The sequence below is a fragment of the Nereida sp. MMG025 genome, assembly GCF_021654165.1.
Lineage (GTDB): Bacteria > Pseudomonadota > Alphaproteobacteria > Rhodobacterales > Rhodobacteraceae > Nereida.
Genome location: NZ_JAKFZN010000002.1, coordinates 115001 through 136542, shown reverse-complemented (window position 1 = coordinate 136542; position 21542 = coordinate 115001). Strand labels below are relative to the sequence as shown.

Here is a 21542-nt window from a genome sequence, read left to right as displayed (position 1 = left end):
CGCCTTACGTGGGGCCGCCTTTGGCAGCGTCAAGCAAGGTAGCCTTCAAAGGTGATATTATCTGCAACCTGCCGTGCTTTGTGTTCTTGCGCTGGCGATCTGATCGTCCATGTCAGAACGGGGTGGCCTGCATCTTTGATGGCCGCCACTTGCGGCAGGTCCAAGGTCTTGCGGTCATGGCTGATAAAAGATGCACCGACACGGTCGAAATCAGGGATGCGTGCCAGTTTGTTGCGCGTGGTTGCTGACAGTGTCGGCCAATCTTCGGCTGTGTAATCACAAGTGACCAAGCCACGGGGAATATTCGGCGCCAGTTCTGCGCAGCGGGCCACACTATAAGGATTGAACGACATCAGCGCTGTTGGTCCATCGTAGTCCCGCAAAGTGGCACAAACGGCCTTTTCCAGCACACCACCATCTTCGCCCATTGCGCCATCTTGATCTTTCAATTCGATCAAAAGGGGCACTTGTCCTTCAATGATTTCAAGCGCGTCGATCAAAGACGGGATTGTTTCGTTGCCACCCTTGAGCTGTGTCGCGCCAAGTTGTGCGCGTGTCTGTTGTTGGATCGGCCCCTCGCCTGCCGAAAGACGCGCCAAATCGTAATCATGAAAGACCATTGCTTGACCGTCTTTGCTAAGCTGCAAGTCGATTTCGATGCCGTACCCATGTTCGATTGCCGCACGAATTGCCGCGCGGCTGTTTTCAGGGCGTCCGTCGGTTATGTCATGCAAGGCGCGATGCGCGATGGGCATGTTAAGCAAAGCGGTTGGCAGCGGGATCATTTGATCTGAAAAATGCCTTCGATTTCTACCGCAACATTCAACGGCAAAGCGCCTGCCGATACGGCACTGCGCGAATGCCGACCCATATCTCCAAGCGCCTCAACCAGAAAATCCGAGCATCCATTTATGACTTTGGGCTGATCGGTGAAATCAGGTGTCGAGTTTACAAAACCAGTCAGCTTTACAACGCGCACCAATCGATCCAAATCGCCGTCACATGCGGCTTTTACTTGGCTCAAGAGGGCAATTGCACATGTCCGCGCTGCCGCAGCACCATCTTCGACGGTCATATCGGCACCAATTTTTCCGGTGATCAAGCCGTCTTTGTTTTGGCTGATTTGGCCTGAAACGAAAACCAGATCTCCGACTTGAACAAAGGGCACATAGTTGGCCGCAGGTGCTGGCGCATCTGCCAGTGTCACGCCAAGGTCTTTGAGGTTCGCTTCGATCATGCTCATCAGGTCGCTCCATTCTGGTTTCGAACGAACGCTAACCACCAAGATCAAAAGGGGCAATCAGCTTTCGCGGAATGCTTTGTTGAAGTAGTCGGTGAAGGGCTTGATCAGATAGGCCAAAGGCGTCCGATCATCCGTCCGAATAAAGGTTTCAACAGGCATCCCTGGTATCAGAGCCGTGCCTTCGGGCAATCGGGCTTGCTCGCCTTCCGAAAGCTGCACCTCGGCACGGTAAAACTGCGCCTGTGTGGTTTCATTCTGCAACGCATCGGCCGAGATTTGTGAAACTGTGCCCTTCAATTCGGGCGTAGTGCGGTTGTCGAGTGCTGAGAACCGCAAGGTTACTTCCTGTCCTTCAAACACTTGATCAATGTGCACAGGATCAATTTGGGCGGCAATGATAAGCGGGCGGTCCTGTGGCACCAAAAACAGCAACGCGTCGGCAGGGCGAACAACCGATTGGGGGGTCGTGATGCGCAGATTGTAAACGATACCCGAAACAGGGGCTTTGATATCCAACCGCGCCAGTCGTTGACGCAAGCTGCGGGTTTGTTCGCGCAGTTCGACCTCGCGGAATTCGATATCGCGCAGCTGTGTGATCGCATCCTCGCGCCGCGCGGTCGCTTGGCTGAGAATGTTCAGGTCAATTTCCGTTATCCGCCCTTCGGCTTGCGCCTTGGACGCGACAAGCTCTCCAACCCGACCGGTGAGGGAGGCGACATTACGCTGCAATTCAAGCACGCGGCCCGCTTGGGTCAGGCCGCGTTCCAAAAGGTTGAGTTGGTTATCAAGCTCTTGTTGGATCAAGGCGAGCTGTTCGGTCAAAGACGCCTGCTGCGCTTCAACGCCTTCCACCTGGCTGGCAATCTGGGATTTGCGTTTCTCCAGTTGTTCGACTTGGCTGGACGCGGTGTCTTTGCGTGCTTGAAAAAGACGCGTCTGACCGTCGAGAAGGTTTTGAACGTCAGGGTTGGACGGCGCTGCGTTGAGAAGGTCGGTTGAAAACGCGATGGCGCCAAGATCGTCGCGTTCGGCGGTCAGCCGCGCTTTGCGTGCCAGAACCTCAAACAGCTGACTCTCTGCTATCGAGAGATCAGACGCGATCCGTTCGTCATCCAGTTTGATAAGCGTTTCACCAATCTCGACGAAGTCACCATCATCCACCAGAATTTCTGCAACGACACCACCATCGGGGTGCTGAACGATTTGGCGGTTGCGGTCGACCTCAATCTGGCCACTGGCAATAATTGCCCCTGAAATTGTTGACAGGACCGACCAACTGCCAAACCCACCCAAAAGGACAAGCAGGGCAAAAAAACCGATCAGCAAAGGACGCCGTGCGCTCCAATTGTCTTGTGTCATGTCACGCCACCTGCGGGTTTGCCGCCTTGGATTTGCTGTGCGTTTTTTGTGACCTCTCGCAAAACCTGCTCTTTGGGGCCAAATGCGCGGCGCACACCACTGTCCAGCATGAGCAACAGATCACATTCGGCAATGGCGGCTGGTCTGTGTGCCATGATCATGACCGCGCCTTCGGCGGCCTTGTGGGCGCGAATAGCCTCGTTCAAGGCCTGGCTGCCTTCGTTATCAAGGTTCGAATTCGGCTCGTCCAGGATCAAAAGGACAGGGTCGCCGTAAAGCGCGCGGGCCAGCCCGATCCGTTGCATCTGCCCGCCTGACAGCTTGCCCGATGTCGCACTTACGCGGGTGTCATAACCTTCGGGCAAAAGCTTGATCATCTCGTGTGCGCCGGCCTTCTTGGCTGCTTCAATCACGGCCGCATCGTCGGGGTTTTTATCCAGTCGTGCGATGTTTTCTTTGATGGTGCCATCAAATAACTGCACCCGCTGCGGCAGATACCCAATATAGCGGCCCAACACGTCAGGCGCATATTGCTCCAATGTAGCGCCATCCAGTCGGATCCGACCACCTTGTGCCCGCCAAACCCCTGTCAAAGCGCGTGCCAGAGTGGATTTACCAGCACCAGACGGACCGATGACCCCAACGGCCTGACCCGGATTGAGAGCAAAGCTGACCATGCGCAACGCGGCTTGTTGTTCGCCAGGTGGCACAACGGTTACCTGATGCACATCCAGCTTGGCTTTGGGGCGCGGCAATTCGGTGACATCACCGTCTTTGGGAATTTCCGTCAACAAGTCGGCAAGATTGTTCCATCCCATGCGTGCCCGCTGAACCAACGCCCAATTGCCAATGCTCTGTTCGATCGGGGCCAACGCGCGACCCATCAAGATTGATGCGGCAATCATCGCACCAGGTGTGATCTGATCTTGCAAAACCAGATAGGCCCCAAGACCCAACATGGCCGATTGCAGAAACAAACGGAATGTTTTGGTAATCGATGAAAACGTGCCTGTAATATCGCTCGCACTCATCGTCGCCTTGAGCGATGCGTCACGGGCAAGGCCCCACCGGTCAAAAGCAGATTCGCGCATGCCAAGGGAATGAACCATTTCTGCTTCGGACCGAAGCTGCTCGGACATGATATTTGAATAGATCCCCGATCCCGCGGCCTGTGTCATTGGGCGCTGTGAAAACCGTTGGTTGATCAGTGTAACCACGATCAGGATCAACCCGCCTGCAACGGCCAAACCGCCAAGCCAAGGGTGGAAAACCGCAATGCCGATCAAGAAAATCGGCGTCCATGGCAGATCAAACAGGGCAAGAAGGACAGGAGAGGCCATAAGGCGCTGAATGGACTCAAGATCTTGCAGGCCTGAACTTGAGGTGCCGTCAGCCATTCCAACGGACGAGCGGCGCAAAACGGCCGAAAACACCCGTCGATCCAGCCTTGCTTGAAAGCGTGCGCCGACACGCGCCATGATACGGCCTCGAGCGAAATCAAGGATACCCATAATGCCGTATAAAAAGGTCACCAAAAGCGCGAGAGCGATCAGTGTTTCTTCTGATCTGCTCCCTAAAACTCGATCATAGACCTGCAGCATAAAGATAGGACCGGTCAGCATAAGTAGATTGGCAAACAAACTGAATAATCCAACGGCCCAGAAAAGCCCGCGGCTAGCACGGCGTGCGCTGCGCAATTCTTCGCGGCCTCGGTCTTTTTTTCGTGAACTCATTGTGCCCTCGGGTCTTGTCGCGGATATATCACAATTTCTTGCCGCGCATGCAAAAGGTATGGGAATCTGCAGTTAATCAATTATGTCAAAAAGCTTACTTAACGTGAGTCCATTATGCTATCGCGCTTTATGAAACGAACTTTTTCCGCACCGGTCGTAATTTTTGCGGCTTCTGTGACTTTGAGCGCATGTTCCGTGCCAAGCGAACCTGTGGCCGTCCATGATCCGTTTGAAAAAACAAATCGCAAAATCCATGCGTTTAACAAGGGTTTGGACCGCAATTTGGTTAAGCCTGTTTCGAATGGCTATGGTATCGCCGTGCCTGACCGTATCAAAAACGGGGTCAGCAATTTTTCGTCCAACCTGTCCCTTCCAGGGCAGTTTGTGAACGCGATTTTGCAAGGTGATGCCGAAGGCGCGGGCCGCAACTTTTTCCGGTTTGCCTTTAATTCAACCCTTGGATTGGGTGGTTTTCTGGACCCCGCAACGGACATGGGGCTGCCTGCGGAGCGTGCGGATTTTGGCGAAACCCTCGCTGTTTGGGGCGCGCCTGAGGGCGCATATATCGAATTGCCCTTTTTGGGGCCATCGACCCAACGCGACACTGCAGGGCGCATTGTGGATCTTTTCACGAACCCACTGAGTTATGAACTGGGTGATCCCGAAAATCTTGCGCCGCCTGTATCGGGCGTCGCGGCGCGTTTGGGGGATCGCTATGCGTTTGGCGACACGATCGATTCTATTCTGTACGAAAGTGCCGATAGCTACGCTCAGGGCCGCTTAATCTATTTGGAATCGCGCAGGTTTGATCTGGGTGAATCTGGCGAAACACAAAATGAGGAGTCCTATGATGCTCTTTTCGACTAAATACTCCCGCCGTTCCGTATTGGCGATGGCAGCGGCTGCTGGTTTTGTAGCTGCAAGTCCTGCCATGGCCCTTTCGGCAGCGCAGGCCGAAGAACTTGTTGGCCGCTTGGTTGGTGACATCAACAAGGTGATCAACTCGGGGAAATCCGAAGGTGCTATGATCCGCGACTTTGAACGGATTTTTGGCAAGTATGCAGATGTTGATGCGATTGCACGGTTCGCACTAGGGGCAGATGCACGCAGCGCATCGGCAGGTCAGCTGCGGGCGTATTCCAAGGCGTTCGCAAGTTACATGGCAAAGAAATATGGCCGCCGCTTCCGCGAGTTCCAAGGCGGACAAATCGAGGTGCAATCGGCTTCCAAAAGCAAGTCGTTTACCGAGGTGAAAAGCCTTGCCATCTTGAAAGGCCAACGCCCGTTCGATGTGACGTTCCGTGTTGCAGACAATGGCCGTTTTCGTGACATGCTGATTGAGGGCAACAGCCTTGCACGTCTTGAACGCACGGAAATCGGCGCGCTGCTTGATCGTCGCAAGGGCAACCTTGACCAGCTTATTCGCGATTTGCCGACCCTGTGATCAATTATTACCGCCGCGCAGGATATTGGTCAGAACATCGATCAATATCCTCTCGGCGGTGTTGCCCGCGTCTTCCACCAAGTCTTCAAGATTTTGCTGAGGTTGCGGGGCAGGCGCTGGCTCAGCCGCGCGCGGGCGGATCATGGGAAGTGGTGTTGGCGGCACACCTTGGTGCACGCGCATCATCGTTTCGCGCCAAATGTCAGCGGGCAAACCGCTGCCTGTAACGCCGCGCAACGGCGTATTGTCATCGTATCCCATCCACACACCAGCAACATAGTCACCTGAAAACCCGATGAACCATGCATCGCGGGCGGCCTGCGTTGTGCCGGTTTTGCCTGCGACCTCGCGTCCGTCCAGCTTGGCGCGTCGGCCGGTGCCGTTTTCAACGGTTTCATACATCATGTAAGTCAACGCGGCGGCGGCCTCTGGGGCGATGACCCGGTCACCAATACCGCCGACAGCTTCCATCAGGGGCTCACTGTCTCCCTGAATGCGCAGTTCGACAAGACCGTAAGGCGTGACGGCAGAGCCGCCGTTCAAGATACCCGCATAGGCACCTGTCATTTCGATCAACGTGCTTTCGGACGCACCAAGGGCGAGGGCGGGGCCGGCAGCGAGATCGCTGGTGATACCAAAATCCGTAGCAATGCGCCGAACCATATCACGGCCCACACCTTCGGATACTTTCACAGCAGGGATGTTGAGGCTGTCTTTGAAGGCTTCTGTCAGAGTAACCGAGCCGCGGAACTCATCTTTGTAGTTTTTCGGACACCATTCACCTGACCCAGGTGTTGTAATGCACAACGGCGCATCTTCCACCCGATCATTGGGCATATACCCCAGTTCCAACGCCGTAGCATAGACGAAAGGTTTAAAGGTTGATCCTGATTGCCGCTTGGCCTGCGTCGCGCGGTTAAAAGCGCCCGTGCCATCGGTGCTGCGTCCTCCGACCATTGCGCGCACCGCGCCATCGGCCGACATGACAATGATGGCAGCTTGTGCCTTTGATCCTTCGCGCACCTTCGTTTCAAACACAAATTGCAAGGCGTCTTCGGCTGCTTTTTGCATACTTTGGTCAAGCGTCGTGCGGATCAACACATCTTCGGTTGTGTTTCGGGTGAAAAACTCTGGCCCGCTGTCCATGACCCAATCCGCAAAATACCCGCCTGCCTTACGTTTGGCTGCCGGTGATAGACCTGCAGGATTTGTGCGGGCCGCCTCAGCCTGTGCGGCAGTGAGATACCCTTGGTCTTCCATAAGGCCGATCACAAGGTTGGCACGGTTTTGCGATCTTTGCAGGTTGTTTGTAGGCGCAAGCGTTGATGGTGCCTTCAACAATCCAGCCAGCATCGCCGCTTCTGCGGGGCCGACATCGGTGGCTGATTTGTTGAAGTATCGCTGTGCTGCTGCTTCAAACCCGCGGCTACCGGCGCCCAGATAGGCCCTATTGAGATAGACCGTCAGGATCTCATCTTTGGAGTATTTCAGCTCCATCCCAAGTGAATAGACGGCTTCTTTGACTTTGCGCCAAAGTGTCGTGCGGCGGCAATCTTGTTCATAGGCGCGTTCGCTGTCCCAAATCGTCTGATCATAGGGCACCCCGAGGCAAAGCAGTTTGGCGGTTTGCTGCGTAATCGTTGAGCCACCGTTGCCAGACAGAGGGCCGCGTCCTTCGCGCAGGTTAATGCGAACGGCGGATGCTACGCCGCGGGGCGAGATACCCAAATGGCGATAAAAACGTTTGTCTTCGGTGGCGACGACTGCGTTTTTCAGGTGCGGTGAGACCGACGCAGCCGTAACCATCCCGCCGAATTGGTCGCCACGCCAAGCAAAGGTGCGCCCGTCACGATCAGATAGCGTGACAGAGCCGCGGGCGCGCCCGTCTACCAGCTCGGTCATGGGGGGTAGGGTCGCGGCAAAGTAGATCGCTCCACCCAAGACAATCAACGCAACCACAGCACTGGCACGCCAAGTGAGGGCCCAAATGCTCCATGCGATCCAACGCACAAGTGCGATCAGCCATCCGATAGGTCCGCGTGACCGTTTGGGTGCTTTTGGTTTGCGCGCAGGTTTGCGTTTTGCCGCAGGTTTCTGGGCTTTGGGTTTCGAATAGCGTTTGTCCGCGACCAATGGGGCGCGTTTGGAAGGGTGTTTGCTCATCTGCTCTGCCGCTTTTGTGGGCTTTGTTGCCTGATCATATCGTGAATCGCTTGCGAGTGTTAGAGGAATGATTCTGCATCGCAGCTTCGCAAAATGCACAAAAAATAATCGAACGTGATTAAATGTTCATTTTTTAGGCAGTCAGTGGATGCTGCTTTGCCTATCTTTACGCCATTTTCTTGAAGCTACCCCCTCTGCGCGTTCGATTGCGTTCGTGAGGCCCCGCTCGGGGTCGTCGTTTTGCCAAAACAAGGGGACAAACGTGAAACTGATCATTGCAGCAATCAAACCGTTCAAACTGGAGGAGGTCCGTGAAGCACTGACCGCCATCGGTGTGAGCGGCATGATGGTGACCGAGATTAAGGGCTTCGGCTCGCAGTCGGGTCATACAGAAATCTACCGTGGCGCTGAATACGCCGTGAACTTTGTGCCGAAGGTGAAGCTTGAAGTCGCCGTGAAGGCCTCAATGGCTGATCAGGTTGTTGAAACAATCGCAAGCACTGCCAAGACCGACAAAATCGGTGACGGCAAGATCTTCGTTCTGGACTTGGATAGCGCGCTGCGCGTCCGCACAGGCGAAACCAATGATGACGCGCTGTAAGGCGCTGTTGCTAGGGACCATGAAAACGATGAAACTTATGAAATCACTTCCTCTTGTTGCGGCACTGACGGCTTTGCCGACAGTTGCACTTGCACAAGACGCACCGGGCTTTGATGAAATCGGCCCATATATTATGACCACATTGCTGTTCCTTGTGGGCGGCTTTCTGGTGTTCTGGATGGCTGCGGGCTTTGCGATGCTCGAAGCGGGCCTGGTCCGCGGTAAAAACGTCGCCATGCAACTGATTAAAAACATGGCACTGTTTTCGATTGCAGGCATTATGTATTGGCTGGTGGGCTTCAACCTGATGTACCCTGGCGACTTCAACGGCTATCTGGCGTTCAACTTCGTCCCAACTGTGCTTGAGCCGGTGGGCCTGAGTGCGACAGATGCAGCGTTGGATTATGCTTCGGTAGCGTCTGACTTCTTCTTCCAGTTGATGTTTGTTGCCGCGACCGCTTCGATCGTATCGGGCGCGTTGGCCGAGCGTATCAAACTATGGCCATTCCTGATCTTCGTGGTCGTTCTGACCGGTATCATGTACCCAATCTCGGGTTCGTGGCAGTGGGGCGGTGGCTTCTTGTCGGAAATGGGCTTTTCGGACTTTGCTGGTTCGACAGTTGTTCACTCCGTCGGCGGTTGGGCTGCTTTGGCTGGTGCCATTATCCTTGGGCCACGTATCGGCAAATACAAAGATGGTCGCGTAAACCCAATGCCAGGTTCGAACCTTGCGCTGGCGACACTCGGCACATTTATCCTGTGGCTCGGTTGGTTCGGCTTTAACGGCGGCTCGCAACTGGCGGCTGGCACAGTGGGCGACATCACAGACGTTGGCCGCATCTTTGCAAACACGAACATGGCCGCGTCGGCTGGTGCGGTAACTGCGCTCATCCTGACACAAATCATGTATAAGAAACCTGATCTGACGATGGTGCTAAACGGCGCTTTGGCTGGTCTGGTGTCGATCACTGCCGAACCTCTTGCGCCATCGCTCTTCGGTGCGCTTTGGATCGGTGCCGTTGGTGGTGTGATCGTTGTGTTCGCCGTGCCAATGCTCGACAAATTCAAGATTGACGATGTTGTTGGTGCAATCCCTGTCCACCTCATTGCAGGTATCTGGGGCACAATCGCAGTTGTCTTCTACAACTCGGATGCAAGCATTGTCACACAGCTGACAGGTATAGTTGCCTACGGTGTCTTCACCTTCGTAGCGTCGCTGATCCTGTGGGTCGTCTTGAAAGGCACAATGGGCATCCGCGTAAGCGAAGAAGCAGAGATCAACGGTCTCGATGTTTCGGAGCTTGGCATGGAAGCCTACCCGGAGTTCTCAAAAGGCTAACCTCCCTTAGCCTCTAGAGGGTGCACTTGACCCGGGCGTTCGCGCCCGGGTTTTTTCGTTTAGCGCAGTGCGCGTCCCTTGACGATGGCATCTGATCCAAACTTGGCGCGTATTTCATCAGCTGCACGCTCTGCTGCGGCGCGTTTGCGGGCATTCGGATCCAGAAGATCGCCAGAGGTGTCGGCGGTGTTCCCTGCCGTAAGATGCGAAAGGCCAACGCCGATCAGTCTGAACGGGCCGTCGCTGTGTGCCTGCGCGAACAGATCAGATGCAGTGCGGTAGATACGATCGGCAATTTGCGTTGGGTCCGTTAGCGTCACGCGTTTGCTGAGTGTTTTGAAATCATGTGTTTTAAGTTTCAGCATTACCACCCGACCTGCCAAATCCTTTGCTTTGGCGCGTGCGCTCACTTGTTCGGACAATCGCCAGATATGGCCGTCAAGGATTTCGGCATTAGATGTATCTTCGCCAAAGGTTGTTTCCTTGCTTATCGATTTCACGGGCGCGTTGGCCGATACGCGGCGATAGTCCTGGCCGCGTGCCAAATGCCATAGACGGGTCCCCATGCTGCCAAAGCGTGCGGTCAGGTCTGCCTCATCCCACCGCAAAAGATCGGTAAAGGTGTGAATACCAGCCTTGTCCAGACTGGCCTGCGCAGCAGGGCCGACCCCCCAAATCATGCGCACGGGCTTACCGGCCAAAAACGCAGGTGTTTCGTCTTTTCCAATGACGGAAAAACCACGTGGTTTGTCCAAATCAGATGCGACCTTAGCGAGGAATTTATTGTGGGACAGACCGATTGAACCTGTGATCCCGACTTCGTCGCGCATGCGTTTGACCAGTCTTGCAAGCATAACGGCGGGCGGCTGCCCGTGTAAGGTGGCGGTCCCACGCAAATCCATGAAAGCTTCATCAAGAGACAGCGGTTCGATGTCAGGGGTCAGTTCTTCCATCAAGGCGCGAACCTGACGCGAAACCTCGACATAGACATCCATGCGGCCTTTCACCACCACGGCATCCGGACAGAGTTTAAGCGCCTGAAACATTGGCATTGCAGACTTAACGCCTCGGATGCGTGCAATGTAGCAAGCGGTGCTGACAACACCGCGTCGTCCCCCGCCGATGATCACAGGTTTATCTGCCAAATCGGGATTGTCGCGTTTTTCGACGCTTGCATAGAACGCATCACAATCCATGTGGGCAATCGATAAATCAAACAGTTCTGGGTGAGAGATCATCCGAGGGCTGCCACACGCAGGGCATCGCGAAGGCACCGCGTCGGGTATAGTCAGGCAGTCTCTACAAAAACTTTGCATAGGGGTTCATATGCTGACATTCCGATCTGCGCAAATTCTGCTGAACGATCACCAAACGTAATAATCATATTGCACAAAAGTGATTATACATCGCGCCCCGTCTTAGCTATGTTTCCAATAGGAAACAGCCCTGCCGGGAGAGAGCGACTATCGCCGCCGAAGGAGAAACGGTCCCCCGGACACCTCTCAGGCACAATGGACTGGCATGGCTGTCACACTCTGGAGAGACGTTGCGAAAGCAGCGCACCGAAGGCGCAAGCGTTGTCTGCATAGGCGGCGTGCATCGCTCAGGTAAAGGGAACGGAGCGGGGGATGCTGGCGAAACGCCAGTTGTTCTGACGGAGTGTCTAAGTATGAAACGAATTGCTGTCATCGGTGCAGGTATAACGGGCGTCACAACTGCTTTTGAGTTACATCAGCGTGGTTTTGAAGTGGTGGTCTATGATCGCAATCGGTATGCGGCCATGGAGACAAGTTTTGCAAATGGCGGCCAGCTTTCAGCCAGTAACGCAGAAGTTTGGAATACAGTTGCTACTGTTTTAAAGGGCATAAAATGGATGGCGCGCCATGATGCGCCCTTGCTCGTCAATCCGCGTCCAAGTTGGCATAAACTCAGCTGGATGGCCGAATTTCTTGCCAATATTCCAAAGTATCAATCCAATACGATTGCGACGGCTGCATTGGCTGTCCAGTCCCGCAAAGGCATGACCGAGATGGCGCAGATTGCGGGGCTCAATTTCGATTGGTCGCCAGCGGGCATCTTGCACTTTTATAAAAAGCAAAAAGATCTCGACCATGCCCGCAACGTCACTGAGCTTCTCAGACAAGGCGGTGTCGATCGGCGTGAATTGTCTGTCGATGAGGTTCGGCAAAAGGCGCCCACATTGCGGGGTGACCTTGTTGGTGGATTTTGGACCGAAAGCGACAGCACGGGCGACATTCACAAATTCACCTTCGAGCTTGCCCAGTGGCTGAGTGCGCAAGGCGTCCAGTTTCAGATGGGGCAAGAAATTTCACAGCTGCATTCCAAAAACGGGGTGACGACAGTAAATGGGGCCCGTTTTGACGGTGCGGTCGTTTGTGCGGGCGTTGGCAGTCGCTCTCTTGCGCGCAAGCTTGGGGATCGCGTGAATATCTATCCGGTCAAAGGCTATTCCATCACGGTCAATATGGCCGACAGTGTCAGCCTATCTGGCGCGCCGCAGGTTTCCCTTTTGGATGATGACGCAAAGATCGTGACGTCGCGTTTGGGCAAGGGCCGCTTTCGGGTTGCGGGAACGGCCGAGTTCAATGGCTATAACCGTGATATTCGTGCAGATCGGATTGCACCGCTGACCAAGTGGGTGGAAACGCACTTTCCGGATGTGTCTACCGAAAATGTGACGCCTTGGGCAGGCCTACGCCCGATGATGCCCAATATGATGCCCAAGGTGGGCGCAGGTCGTGCAGAAGGTGTTTTCTATAACACTGGGCACGGGCATTTGGGATGGACACTCAGCGCCGCAACGGCGGGCTTGGTCGCCACACAAGTGCAAAGCCACTTCCAAAACTCAAAACCCCGTACAAGCGGCGGGTTTTCCTTCAAAACAGCGTGAAGTTGGCTATATGTAGTGCCAAGACCTTCTGAAAGGGGCACCACATGAACATAGAAACGCTTCTGGCTGAATTTATCGGCGGCAACATCGTTATCCTGCTTTTGGCGGGTTTCATCATACTTTGTATTCTGCTTGGGGTGCGGATTGTGCCCCAATCGGAAAAGCATGTGGTCGAACGTTTCGGGCGGCTAAAATCGGTTCTTGGGCCAGGCATCAACTTCATCGTGCCCTTTTTGGATCGGGTCGCGCATAAAGTATCGGTGTTGGAACGTCAGTTGCCGACCGCAAGCCAAGACGCCATCACAAGCGACAACGTGTTGTTGCAAGTTGAAACTTCGGTATTTTACCGTGTCCTTCAGCCTGAAAAGACAGTTTATCGTATCCGCGATGTCGATGCGGCGATTGCAACCACAGTCGCGGGTATTGTCCGCGCGAACATCGGTAAAATGGAATTGGATGAGGTGCAGTCGAACCGTGCGCAACTCATTGAGCAGATCAAGATTGCTGTGGAAACCGCAGTTGATGATTGGGGCATTGAAGTTACCCGTGCTGAAATCCTCGACGTTGGTCTGGATCAGGCAACACGGGATGCGATGCTTCAGCAGCTAAATGCCGAGCGCGAACGCAGAGCCGCTGTGACCCGTGCGGAAGGCGAACGCCGTTCGGTTGAGCTGGCAGCAGATGCAGAGCTTTACGCCGCGCAGAAGGATGCAGAAGCCCGCCGCGTTCTGGCCGACGCCGAAGCATATGCAACATCGACAGTGGCAGATGCGATCAACGCCCATGGCTTGGAAGCAGCACAGTATCAAGTTGCGCTCAAACAAGTTGAGGCTCTCAATTCTTTGGGTGCGGGACAAGGTAGCAATACGATCGTCGTGCCTGCACAAGCGCTTGAGGCATTCGGGGATGCGTTCAAATTGTTGAAAGGCCGCGGCTGATGGATATCGTAAACACGTGGTGGGCATGGGCGGCTTTTGCCCTCATCCTCGCCATTCTTGAGGTTGCTGCCCCGGGCTTTGTCTTGCTCGGGTTCGCTCTTGGGGCGGCGGTTGTCAGTGCCGTTGTCTTTTTTGCACAACCGCTGTCGATATTCTGGTTGCTACTGATCTTCGCCGTGATGTCACTGGTCGCATGGATCGTGCTGCGCAATACGTTCAAGTTGAAAAAAGGTCAGGTGCAGACCTTTGATCACGATATCAACGAATAAAGCGGCTATGGCAGTTCATCTATAACAGCTTCGGCGGCGGCCCGCGGATCACTATTTTGCCAAATCGGGCGGCCAACGACGATATGATCCGCACCATCCGAAATTGCGCTTTGCGGTGTTGCCACGCGTTTTTGATCGCCAAGCGCCGCGCCTGTTGGGCGCACACCAGGTGTTACAATCAAACGGTCTGTGGATTGAGGAAGGGCACGGATCAGTTTGGCTTCTTGCGGCGATGCAATGACGCCATCAGCACCTGCTTCGAATGCGCGTCCAGCCCGTTCGGCCACCAAGTCGGGAATATCCCCGTCCTTGATCATGCCCGCATCAAGATCGCTGCGGTCCAAAGACGTTAGGATCGTCACTGCGAGGATCTTGAGGTCTTTGCCAGCCGCGCCTTCTTTTGCGGCCCGCACCACATGCGGATCACCATGCACGGTCAGGAAATCCAGATCAAACTGGGCCAACCCACGAACGGCAGCCTCTACGGTGGCCCCGATGTCAAACAGTTTCATATCTAGAAAAATACGTTTGCCGCGCTCTTGTTTAAGCTCATTGGCCAGTGCAAGCCCGCCGCCTGTCAGCATGCCAAGCCCGACTTTATAAAACGAGACTGCATCACCAAGCTGGTCTGCCAACTGCAAGCCCTGCAGGGCGTTCGGCACGTCAAGCGCCACGATCAAACGGTCATCAGCCATGGTTGCATCCCCTTCCTGTGTTGCCCCGTCTTTGACGCAACACCTGATCTGACGCAACCAAATTGGAACATTGTGGTCATTGGACCGTTGAGGAGGGAAGCAAATAATTGGAAAGGGATTTTACGATGTCCACGACTCCATTTGATCGTGCAAAACGCAAAAGTAACAGTTTGTTTGGTTATCTGATGCTGACCGCAACTGTCGCCTTGGCCTGTTTGGCAGTGGCCCTTGTGTTGACGAATACTTCGACAGATCAGCCAGCTGAGGCCAATTCGCTGGCTGGTTCGGGCAGCGACCCCGATGGATATGTTGATGAGGTCGTTGAAGGCCTTGATGGTGATACCCAAACCGACGATTTCATCGATTCATCAAGTGCGACACAGATTACCGAACCCACCAATACGGAGGCAATGCAGAACGATGGCTAAAGAAAAACGACAACCCTATGGGCGCATCGCTATTGCGACACTCATCCCAATTTCGTTTATTGCATTTGTAGCGATGCTGCACTTTGTAGGTGAAACGCGCACTGGCGGCCCTGTTGAAGCACCTGACAACGTGTTTACGTACGAGTTTCCCGAACGCGGGGCGATGCCAATTAGCGAAACAGATTTGCAAACGGCAACATCTATGCAATAGAAAAAGCCCGCTTTTCAGCGGGCTTTTTTATGCGGCCTGACGAATTCGATTGAAGAGCTGATCAGTCAGCGCTGCGATATGTTGGCCGACACGGCTTTCGTCCAGCGGCCGAGTTGTGCGCTTCCTCATTTCTGAACGAATGTCCCATGCCCCTTTCTTGTGCAACGCTTCGGCCTTCTGGTTTACCAGCGACGTGATGTGGTGAAAATCGCTGGTGATAGGCGCTGCAATCTCAATGGGGTATGTAAAAATATCGCTCCCATCAGTGACATTCACGCGCGCGTCGAACATTCCGCTTTCTGCGTTGAATTCCAAAAATGCGATTTTCGTTGTGATCTTCTGGTGCATCTGCTCACCTCCGTCTTTCAATTACAACGAAGATGGGCACACGAAGTTCCATATTTTAGGGGAACGTAATCAAGTATAGCTCACTTTTAGGTGTGCGCCGCACTTGAAGGCAGACAGCAAGCTCCCCATTTCTTGAGTAAGGTCTTGCGCCATCTTGCGCCGCTAAGCGGGCAAGTTTTTCAGTAAGACGCTTATAGAAGGAGAGAAGATATGGACTTAGCAAAGTTCACAGAGCGTGCGCGCGGGTTCGTCCAAGCGGCACAAACAATCGCTGTTCGCGAAAGCCACCAGCGTCTTACCCCAGATCATCTGTTAAAAGCGCTATTGGACGATGATCAGGGTCTGGCATCCAATTTGATTGCAAGCGCCGGAGGGACTCCCGAACGGGTGTTGGAAGCGGTTGATGCGCAGCTTGCCAAGGCCCCCAAAGTCTCGGGCGATGCTGCGTCGGTTTATTTAGACAATACCACGGCCAAGGTTTTGGCTGAGGCTGAAAACCTTGCGAAAAAGGCAGGCGACAGCTTTGTCCCCGTTGAGCGTGTCTTGATGGCCCTTTGCATGGTCAAGTCAGGCGCGAAAACTGCCTTGGATCAGGGAAATGTCTCTGCCCAAAGTTTGAATGGCGCAATTAACGATATTCGAAAGGGGCGCACGGCCGACAGCGCCAGCGCCGAGGAAGGGTACGACGCGCTCAAGAAATATGCGCAGGATCTGACCGAAGCGGCACAAGCGGGGAAAATCGATCCAATTATCGGACGCGATGAAGAAATTCGCCGCACGATGCAGGTGCTGAGCCGCCGAACCAAAAACAACCCTGTTTTGATCGGTGAACCCGGTGTTGGTAAAACGGCCATCGCCGAAGGGTTGGCCTTGCGGATCGTGAACGGTGATGTTCCTGAATCCTTGCGCAATAAACGATTGATGAGCCTTGATATGGGCGCGTTGATCGCTGGCGCGAAATACCGAGGGGAGTTTGAAGAGCGGCTGAAGGCCATCTTGACCGAGGTTACGGCGGCGGCGGGCGAAATCATTTTGTTTATTGATGAAATGCACACGCTTGTTGGCGCAGGTAAGGCTGATGGCGCGATGGATGCCTCTAACCTTCTCAAGCCTGCGCTTGCACGTGGTGAATTGCACTGTGTGGGTGCAACCACGCTTGATGAATATCGCAAGCATGTCGAAAAGGATGCAGCTCTCGCGCGGCGGTTCCAACCTGTGATGGTGGAAGAACCAACCGTTGAAGACACAATCAGCATTTTGCGCGGTATCAAAGAGAAGTATGAACTTCATCACGGCGTGCGTATCTCCGACAGCGCTTTGGTGTCTGCTGCAACCCTTTCGCACCGTTATATCACGGACCGGTTTTTGCCAGATAAGGCAATCGATCTGATGGATGAGGCTGCCAGCCGTTTGCGGATGGAAGTTGATAGCAAGCCCGAAGCGTTGGATGCGCTGGACCGCGAAATTCTGCAAAAGCAGATTGAAGCCGAAGCCCTGCGTCTGGAAGATGACAAAGCCAGCAAAGATCGGCTTGAGGCCTTGGAAAAGGAACTGTCTGATCTGCAGGAACGCAGCGCCGAGATGACAGCCCAATGGCAAGCTGAACGTGACAAGCTGGAGGGTGCACGTGACCTGAAAGAACAACTTGATCGTGCGCGAGCCGAGTTGGACATCGCCAAACGCGAAGGCAATTTGGCCAAAGCAGGCGAGCTGTCTTATGGCGTGATCCCGCAGTTGGAAAAGAAGCTGTCAGACGCGGAAGATGGCGATAACGACGTCATGGTTGAAGAAGCGGTGCGCCCTGAGCAAATTGCGCAAGTCATCGAGCGATGGACAGGTATCCCCACATCAAAAATGCTGGAAGGCGAGCGTGAAAAGCTGCTGCGCATGGAAGATGAAATCGGCAAGCGGGTTATCGGACAGCGCACAGCGGTCACGGCGGTCGCAAATGCTGTGCGGCGTGCGCGTGCAGGCTTGAATGATGAAAACCGTCCGCTTGGATCGTTTCTGTTTTTGGGGCCAACAGGCGTCGGCAAGACAGAGCTGACGAAGGCTTTGGCGGAATACCTGTTTGATGACGACAGTGCGATGGTGCGTATCGACATGTCTGAATTCATGGAAAAACATGCTGTTGCACGTTTGATTGGCGCCCCTCCTGGCTATGTCGGCTATGATGAAGGGGGCGTTTTGACAGAAGCTGTGCGCCGTCGTCCTTATCAGGTTGTTCTCTTTGATGAAGTTGAAAAAGCCCACTCTGATGTTTTCAATGTGCTTTTGCAGGTGTTGGATGATGGACAACTGACCGACGGGCAGGGGCGCACGGTCGACTTCAAGCAGACGCTGATCATTTTGACGTCCAACCTTGGTGCGCAATCTCTTAGCATGCTGCCGGATGGTGCTGATCCCAGTGACGCCAAGCGTGATGTGATGGATGCTGTGCGAGCGCACTTCCGTCCAGAGTTCTTGAACCGTCTGGATGAAACCGTGATCTTCGACCGCCTTGGGCGTGAAGACATGGGCGGCATTGTCGATATTCAATTGGCACGCCTGCGCAAGCGTCTTGCGGGCCGCAAGATTGATCTGCAACTTGATGAGGCCGCCAAGACATGGTTGGCAGATGAAGGTTACGATCCTGTCTTTGGCGCGCGTCCATTGAAACGGGTGATCCAGCGTGCGCTGCAAGACCAGTTGGCTGAAATGATCTTGGCAGGCGATGTCGAGGATGGCGCCACCATTGTTGTTTCTGCGGGCGCGGATGGTCTGCTGGTTGGCGATCGTGTGAGCTCATCTCGCAAGCTGCCCCCGGATGAAGCTGTGGTGCACTAATAAAATCAGTCCAAGCCCCTACCGAAAGGTGGGGGCTTTTTCCGCTAGAGGAGAGGACACACTCGCCTGTCGCGCTGAAGTAATCCCAAATGAAGAACTCCGAACCAACGTGATTAGAGTGTGATGCGAAAAAGGCCCCTGCATCTAAGCAGAGGCCTTCGCTATCATGAAACACCCAACGGTAAATCCGTTGAATGATTGCTTTAGCTGGAGGGTGGCAGGATCACGCCATCGATTACGTGGATCACGCCGTTGCTGGCTTCGATATCAGCGGTCACAACATTTGCAGTCTCGACCATCACGCCGTTGTCCAGATCAATGGTTACGTCTGCGCCGTTAACGGTGGTCGCTTCCATGTCGTCTTGCAGATCTGTCGACATCACTTTGCCGGGCACAACGTGGTATGTCAGCACTGCAACCAGTTGGTCTTTGTTTTCTGGCTTCAACAGATCTTCCACTGTGCCTGCTGGCAGCGCTGCGAAGGCTTCATCTGTTGGTGCGAAAACTGTGAAAGGACCATCGCCTTTCAAGGTGTCGACCAGACCAGCCGCGGTTGCAGCGGCAAGAAGTGTCTCAAACGAGCCTGCGCCGGCAGCGGTGTCGACGATGTCTTTTTTCATTCCGCCTGCATAGGCAGTTGTTGCCAGAGCGGCTGTGGCAGTCAGTGCAATAAGTGTTTTGCGCAGCATAAATCATCTCCTTCAAGGGGTCTGCCGTGATTGGCATTGGTTAAGAGGTAGAAAGCCTGATTTGATTTCCAGAGGGGGGATTTCGCCGATCTGCCAAAACAGGCCCTTGAAATATAGAAGCGTGAGCCCAAGCTCGCGCTCTTTTCACATTCCACTCACAAACTTGTTAAAGCCATTTGATCGCATGAGGCGTTCGGTCAATGATGACGCCAGCATTTAGGAGATATTTGGAATGGTCGAACTCATGGGCTTTGCGGGATATGCGCTACAGTTTCTCGCACTTTTACTGGTGTTCGTTCTGGGGGTTCTTCTGGCAGCGGCTCTGGTCCTGTTTGTGATTGATCGGTCACAAACCGAAGACGCCATTCGGCGAAACTATCCTGTGATTGGCCGTTTCCGCTATTTGTTCAGCACATTGGGAGAATTCTTTCGTCAGTATTTCTTTGCGATGGACCGCGAAGAGTTACCGTTCAACCGCGCACAGCGCGATTGGATAAAACATGCGGGCGAAGGGAAGGGGAACACAATTGCATTTGGATCTACCCGCGATTTGAATGTTGTGGGGACACCGATTTTCGCAAATGCCGCTTTTCCACCTGTGGATGATCAATTTGCCAGCAGCGAGCCGATGGTGATTGGGGCGCAGGCGCGTGTTCCGTTTGTCGCGACCTCGATCTTCAATATCTCTGGCATGAGTTACGGAGCGATTTCCAAACCTGCGGTTCTGGCCTTGTCCAAAGGTGCAAAAGAAGCGGGCATTTGGATGAACACAGGAGAAGGGGGGCTTGCCCCCCAACATATCGAAGGCGGGGCTGATATTGTTTTCCAAATTGGAACCGCAAAATACGGTGTGCGCACGAAAGACGGCGCGCTGTCAGATGAAAAGCTGCGCGAGGTCGCCAGCCATGAAACCGTTCGGATGTTTGAGATCAAGCTGGCACAAGGCGCAAAGCCTGGGAAGGGTGGGATCCTTCCTGCGGCCAAGATCAATGCCGAGATTGCAAAAATTCGCGGCATCGAAGAAGGCACGGACAGCATCAGCCCAAACCGTCACGCCGAGGTGAACGACTGGAACCAGTTGCTGGATATGATCAACCACATTCGCGAGGTCACGGGCAAACCCGTAGGCATAAAGACCGTTATGGGCGGGACAGGTGAAATCGGCGATTTTTTCGACTGTATAAAGAAGAGGGGCAAAGACACCGCACCTGACTTCATCACCATTGATGGCGGTGAAGGCGGAACAGGTGCCGCGCCAATGCCCTTGATGGATTTGGTGGGCATGCCCGTGCGCGAGGCGCTTCCCCAACTATCGGCCATGCGCGACAAAGCTGGCCTGAAAGATCGCATCCGCATTATCGCCAGCGGCAAACTGGTAAACCCTGGGGATATTGCCTGGGCCATGGCGGCGGGTGCTGACTTTGTGACGTCAGCGCGGGGGTTCATGTTTGCGCTTGGTTGTATCCAGTCGCTCAAGTGCAACAAGAATACCTGCCCCACCGGGATCACGACCCATGACCCACGCTTTCAAAAAGGGCTGGTGGTGGAAGACAAGTATAAGAAGGTGGCTAAATATGCGCGGAGCATCATCAAGGAATTGGAGACGATTGCCCATTCGGTGGGTGTGGCCGAACCCCGCCTGATGCGCAGACGCCATGTGCGGATCGTCCGGCCCGACGGACGAAGCCAAGCCCTTAATGAGCTTTATCCCGTCGAATAGCGGATCTGTGTTGCAACCGATAACCATCACGTGAGGGGGCTATGCCTGCGAGGCCGCGATACGTAGGTAAAGATTAATGTGTATATAAGGAGTGCCACATGGCTCATCGTTGGACCAATGATCTTACCCAAGCGGATGCAACGCCCAAGGCGGCTTTTCTAAATCGGCGTCAGTTGATGGCGGGTGTTGCGGGTTTGGCATCTGCGGGTTTTGCGGGCAGTGCGCGGGCCATGGATGAAACGCTGGTTCCCAACAGCTTTGAAGACATCACCAGCTACAACAACTTTTATGAGTTTGGCACGGCCAAGGATGATCCAAAAAAATATGCCCACGAACTGACCACGCAACCGTGGTCTATCAAAATTGATGGGCTCGTGGACAATCCCGGCGATTACTCTTTTGAGGAGGTGCTGGACGGTATGACAATCGAGGACCGTCTTTACCGTTTCCGCTGTGTAGAGGCATGGGCCATGAATATCCCATGGAACGGTTTCGAGCTTGCTGATCTTTTGCAAAAGGTTGGCGTTAAGCCAGAGGCCAAATATGTAGCGTTTGAAACACTGGTGCGCCCAGAGGAAATGCGCGGCCAGCGACGCCCGACGCTCGCATGGCCCTATCGAGAGGG

General features: G+C 54.2%; 21 protein-coding genes and 1 riboswitch (1 of these 22 cut by a window edge). Of the genes, 12 read left to right on the top strand and 9 right to left on the bottom strand.

Going from position 1 to position 21542, the window contains the following annotated elements:
• Positions 1-29: 29 nt before the first annotated feature.
• Genes L1065_RS06695 through L1065_RS06680 form a run of 4 tightly spaced genes read right to left on the bottom strand, consistent with a single transcriptional unit; the run spans position 30 to position 4335 of the window.
• The gene (locus tag L1065_RS06695; protein WP_237094694.1) at positions 30-755 is read right to left on the bottom strand and encodes a glycerophosphodiester phosphodiesterase family protein; all 726 of its coding nucleotides are present in this window, start codon (positions 753-755) and stop codon (positions 30-32) included.
• Positions 756-781: 26 nt separating this feature from the next.
• On the bottom strand, positions 782-1243 hold the full coding sequence (locus L1065_RS06690) for a RidA family protein (protein WP_237094693.1): 462 nt from the start codon (positions 1241-1243) through the stop codon (positions 782-784).
• A gap of 57 nt (positions 1244-1300) precedes the next feature.
• Positions 1301-2602, bottom strand: a complete 1302-nt coding sequence (locus tag L1065_RS06685; protein WP_237094692.1) for an HlyD family type I secretion periplasmic adaptor subunit — start codon at positions 2600-2602, stop codon at positions 1301-1303.
• The gene (locus tag L1065_RS06680; protein WP_237094691.1) at positions 2599-4335 is read right to left on the bottom strand and encodes a type I secretion system permease/ATPase; all 1737 of its coding nucleotides are present in this window, start codon (positions 4333-4335) and stop codon (positions 2599-2601) included. The genes L1065_RS06685 and L1065_RS06680 overlap by 4 nt, the downstream gene beginning before the upstream one ends.
• A 174-nt stretch (positions 4336-4509) precedes the next feature.
• On the opposite strand from L1065_RS06680, the gene L1065_RS06675 reads away from it, so the two are divergent.
• Together L1065_RS06675 and L1065_RS06670 are read left to right on the top strand one after the other, a co-directional pair.
• On the top strand, positions 4510-5202 hold the full coding sequence (locus L1065_RS06675) for an MlaA family lipoprotein (protein ID WP_237094690.1): 693 nt from the start codon (positions 4510-4512) through the stop codon (positions 5200-5202).
• Positions 5186-5779 carry a phospholipid-binding protein MlaC gene (locus tag L1065_RS06670; RefSeq protein ID WP_237094689.1) on the top strand — a complete coding sequence of 198 codons (594 nt, stop codon included), beginning with the start codon at positions 5186-5188 and terminating at the stop codon, positions 5777-5779. The genes L1065_RS06675 and L1065_RS06670 overlap by 17 nt, the downstream gene beginning before the upstream one ends.
• On the opposite strand, the gene L1065_RS06665 is transcribed toward L1065_RS06670, so the two are convergent.
• Complete coding sequence (locus tag L1065_RS06665; RefSeq protein ID WP_237094688.1) at positions 5780-7942, bottom strand: transglycosylase domain-containing protein; 2163 nt, start codon at positions 7940-7942, stop codon at positions 5780-5782. It lies immediately after the preceding gene.
• A gap of 262 nt (positions 7943-8204) precedes the next feature.
• Here L1065_RS06665 and L1065_RS06660 point away from each other — a divergent pair, with 262 nt between their 5' ends.
• Both L1065_RS06660 and L1065_RS06655 read left to right on the top strand, forming a co-directional pair.
• Positions 8205-8543: a P-II family nitrogen regulator gene (locus tag L1065_RS06660; protein WP_237094687.1), complete on the top strand. Its 339-nt coding sequence runs from the start codon at positions 8205-8207 to the stop codon at positions 8541-8543.
• A 28-nt stretch (positions 8544-8571) separates the two neighbouring features.
• Positions 8572-9882 (top strand): ammonium transporter, encoded by a 1311-nt coding sequence (locus L1065_RS06655; RefSeq protein WP_237094686.1) that lies wholly within the window; start codon positions 8572-8574, stop codon positions 9880-9882.
• A 59-nt stretch (positions 9883-9941) separates the two neighbouring features.
• Here the strand turns inward: L1065_RS06655 and L1065_RS06650 are convergent, their stop codons facing one another.
• The gene (locus L1065_RS06650) at positions 9942-11198 is read right to left on the bottom strand and encodes a DNA polymerase IV (protein WP_237094685.1); all 1257 of its coding nucleotides are present in this window, start codon (positions 11196-11198) and stop codon (positions 9942-9944) included.
• Between the two features lie 209 nt (positions 11199-11407).
• A riboswitch (glycine riboswitch) is annotated at positions 11408-11512 on the top strand.
• 39 nt (positions 11513-11551) lie between these two features.
• Between L1065_RS06650 and L1065_RS06645 the strand changes: the two genes are divergently transcribed.
• The 3 genes from L1065_RS06645 to L1065_RS06635 are packed head-to-tail and all read left to right on the top strand — an operon-like array spanning position 11552 to position 14000.
• Positions 11552-12793 carry a D-amino acid dehydrogenase gene (locus tag L1065_RS06645; RefSeq protein WP_237094684.1) on the top strand — a complete coding sequence of 414 codons (1242 nt, stop codon included), beginning with the start codon at positions 11552-11554 and terminating at the stop codon, positions 12791-12793.
• Between the two features lie 44 nt (positions 12794-12837).
• Positions 12838-13731: an SPFH domain-containing protein gene (locus L1065_RS06640; protein ID WP_237094683.1), complete on the top strand. Its 894-nt coding sequence runs from the start codon at positions 12838-12840 to the stop codon at positions 13729-13731.
• Entirely contained in the window at positions 13731-14000 is a 270-nt protein-coding gene (locus tag L1065_RS06635; RefSeq protein ID WP_237094682.1) for an NfeD family protein, read from the top strand. Before L1065_RS06640 ends, L1065_RS06635 begins: the two co-directional genes overlap by 1 nt.
• 5 nt (positions 14001-14005) lie before the next feature.
• Here the strand turns inward: L1065_RS06635 and pyrF are convergent, their stop codons facing one another.
• Positions 14006-14695: an orotidine-5'-phosphate decarboxylase gene (gene pyrF / locus L1065_RS06630; protein WP_237094681.1), complete on the bottom strand. Its 690-nt coding sequence runs from the start codon at positions 14693-14695 to the stop codon at positions 14006-14008.
• A 125-nt stretch (positions 14696-14820) separates the two neighbouring features.
• Here pyrF and L1065_RS06625 point away from each other — a divergent pair, with 125 nt between their 5' ends.
• The gene (locus L1065_RS06625) at positions 14821-15123 is read left to right on the top strand and encodes a hypothetical protein (protein WP_237094680.1); all 303 of its coding nucleotides are present in this window, start codon (positions 14821-14823) and stop codon (positions 15121-15123) included.
• Complete coding sequence (locus L1065_RS06620; RefSeq protein WP_237094679.1) at positions 15116-15334, top strand: hypothetical protein; 219 nt, start codon at positions 15116-15118, stop codon at positions 15332-15334. The genes L1065_RS06625 and L1065_RS06620 overlap by 8 nt, the downstream gene beginning before the upstream one ends.
• A gap of 27 nt (positions 15335-15361) precedes the next feature.
• On the opposite strand, the gene L1065_RS06615 is transcribed toward L1065_RS06620, so the two are convergent.
• A complete protein-coding gene (locus L1065_RS06615) occupies positions 15362-15682 on the bottom strand; it encodes a hypothetical protein (protein WP_237094678.1) in 321 nt (106 codons plus the stop codon).
• 210 nt (positions 15683-15892) lie between these two features.
• Between L1065_RS06615 and clpB the strand changes: the two genes are divergently transcribed.
• Complete coding sequence (gene clpB / locus L1065_RS06610) at positions 15893-18508, top strand: ATP-dependent chaperone ClpB (protein WP_237094677.1); 2616 nt, start codon at positions 15893-15895, stop codon at positions 18506-18508.
• A 203-nt stretch (positions 18509-18711) separates the two neighbouring features.
• Here the strand turns inward: clpB and L1065_RS06605 are convergent, their stop codons facing one another.
• Complete coding sequence (locus L1065_RS06605) at positions 18712-19197, bottom strand: fasciclin domain-containing protein (RefSeq protein WP_237094676.1); 486 nt, start codon at positions 19195-19197, stop codon at positions 18712-18714.
• 244 nt (positions 19198-19441) lie between these two features.
• Here L1065_RS06605 and L1065_RS06600 point away from each other — a divergent pair, with 244 nt between their 5' ends.
• Both L1065_RS06600 and msrP read left to right on the top strand, forming a co-directional pair.
• Positions 19442-20917: an FMN-binding glutamate synthase family protein gene (locus L1065_RS06600; protein WP_237095173.1), complete on the top strand. Its 1476-nt coding sequence runs from the start codon at positions 19442-19444 to the stop codon at positions 20915-20917.
• A gap of 98 nt (positions 20918-21015) precedes the next feature.
• On the top strand, positions 21016-21542 hold the 5' portion of the coding sequence (gene msrP / locus L1065_RS06595; RefSeq protein ID WP_237094675.1) for a protein-methionine-sulfoxide reductase catalytic subunit MsrP. It continues 379 nt past the right edge of the window; the window shows 527 of its 906 coding nt (coding positions 1-527); the start codon lies at positions 21016-21018; the stop codon falls past the right edge of the window.

Bases quoted from the DNA above. Each gene is read 5' to 3' on its own strand.
- L1065_RS06695 (WP_237094694.1), bottom strand. From the start codon at position 755: ATGCCCATCGCGCATCGCGCCTTGCATGACATAACCGACGGACGCCCT.
- L1065_RS06690 (WP_237094693.1), bottom strand. From the start codon at position 1,243: ATGAGCATGATCGAAGCGAACCTCAAAGACCTTGGCGTGACACTGGCA.
- L1065_RS06685 (WP_237094692.1), bottom strand. From the start codon at position 2,602: ATGACACAAGACAATTGGAGCGCACGGCGTCCTTTGCTGATCGGTTTT.
- L1065_RS06680 (WP_237094691.1), bottom strand. From the start codon at position 4,335: ATGAGTTCACGAAAAAAAGACCGAGGCCGCGAAGAATTGCGCAGCGCA.
- L1065_RS06670 (WP_237094689.1), top strand. From the start codon at position 5,186: ATGCTCTTTTCGACTAAATACTCCCGCCGTTCCGTATTGGCGATGGCA.
- L1065_RS06665 (WP_237094688.1), bottom strand. From the start codon at position 7,942: ATGAGCAAACACCCTTCCAAACGCGCCCCATTGGTCGCGGACAAACGC.
- L1065_RS06655 (WP_237094686.1), top strand. From the start codon at position 8,572: ATGAAACTTATGAAATCACTTCCTCTTGTTGCGGCACTGACGGCTTTG.
- L1065_RS06650 (WP_237094685.1), bottom strand. From the start codon at position 11,198: ATGCAAAGTTTTTGTAGAGACTGCCTGACTATACCCGACGCGGTGCCT.
- L1065_RS06645 (WP_237094684.1), top strand. From the start codon at position 11,552: ATGAAACGAATTGCTGTCATCGGTGCAGGTATAACGGGCGTCACAACT.
- L1065_RS06640 (WP_237094683.1), top strand. From the start codon at position 12,838: ATGAACATAGAAACGCTTCTGGCTGAATTTATCGGCGGCAACATCGTT.
- L1065_RS06635 (WP_237094682.1), top strand. From the start codon at position 13,731: ATGGATATCGTAAACACGTGGTGGGCATGGGCGGCTTTTGCCCTCATC.
- pyrF (WP_237094681.1), bottom strand. From the start codon at position 14,695: ATGGCTGATGACCGTTTGATCGTGGCGCTTGACGTGCCGAACGCCCTG.
- L1065_RS06625 (WP_237094680.1), top strand. From the start codon at position 14,821: ATGTCCACGACTCCATTTGATCGTGCAAAACGCAAAAGTAACAGTTTG.
- L1065_RS06620 (WP_237094679.1), top strand. From the start codon at position 15,116: ATGGCTAAAGAAAAACGACAACCCTATGGGCGCATCGCTATTGCGACA.
- L1065_RS06615 (WP_237094678.1), bottom strand. From the start codon at position 15,682: ATGCACCAGAAGATCACAACGAAAATCGCATTTTTGGAATTCAACGCA.
- clpB (WP_237094677.1), top strand. From the start codon at position 15,893: ATGGACTTAGCAAAGTTCACAGAGCGTGCGCGCGGGTTCGTCCAAGCG.
- L1065_RS06605 (WP_237094676.1), bottom strand. From the start codon at position 19,197: ATGCTGCGCAAAACACTTATTGCACTGACTGCCACAGCCGCTCTGGCA.
- L1065_RS06600 (WP_237095173.1), top strand. From the start codon at position 19,442: ATGGGCTTTGCGGGATATGCGCTACAGTTTCTCGCACTTTTACTGGTG.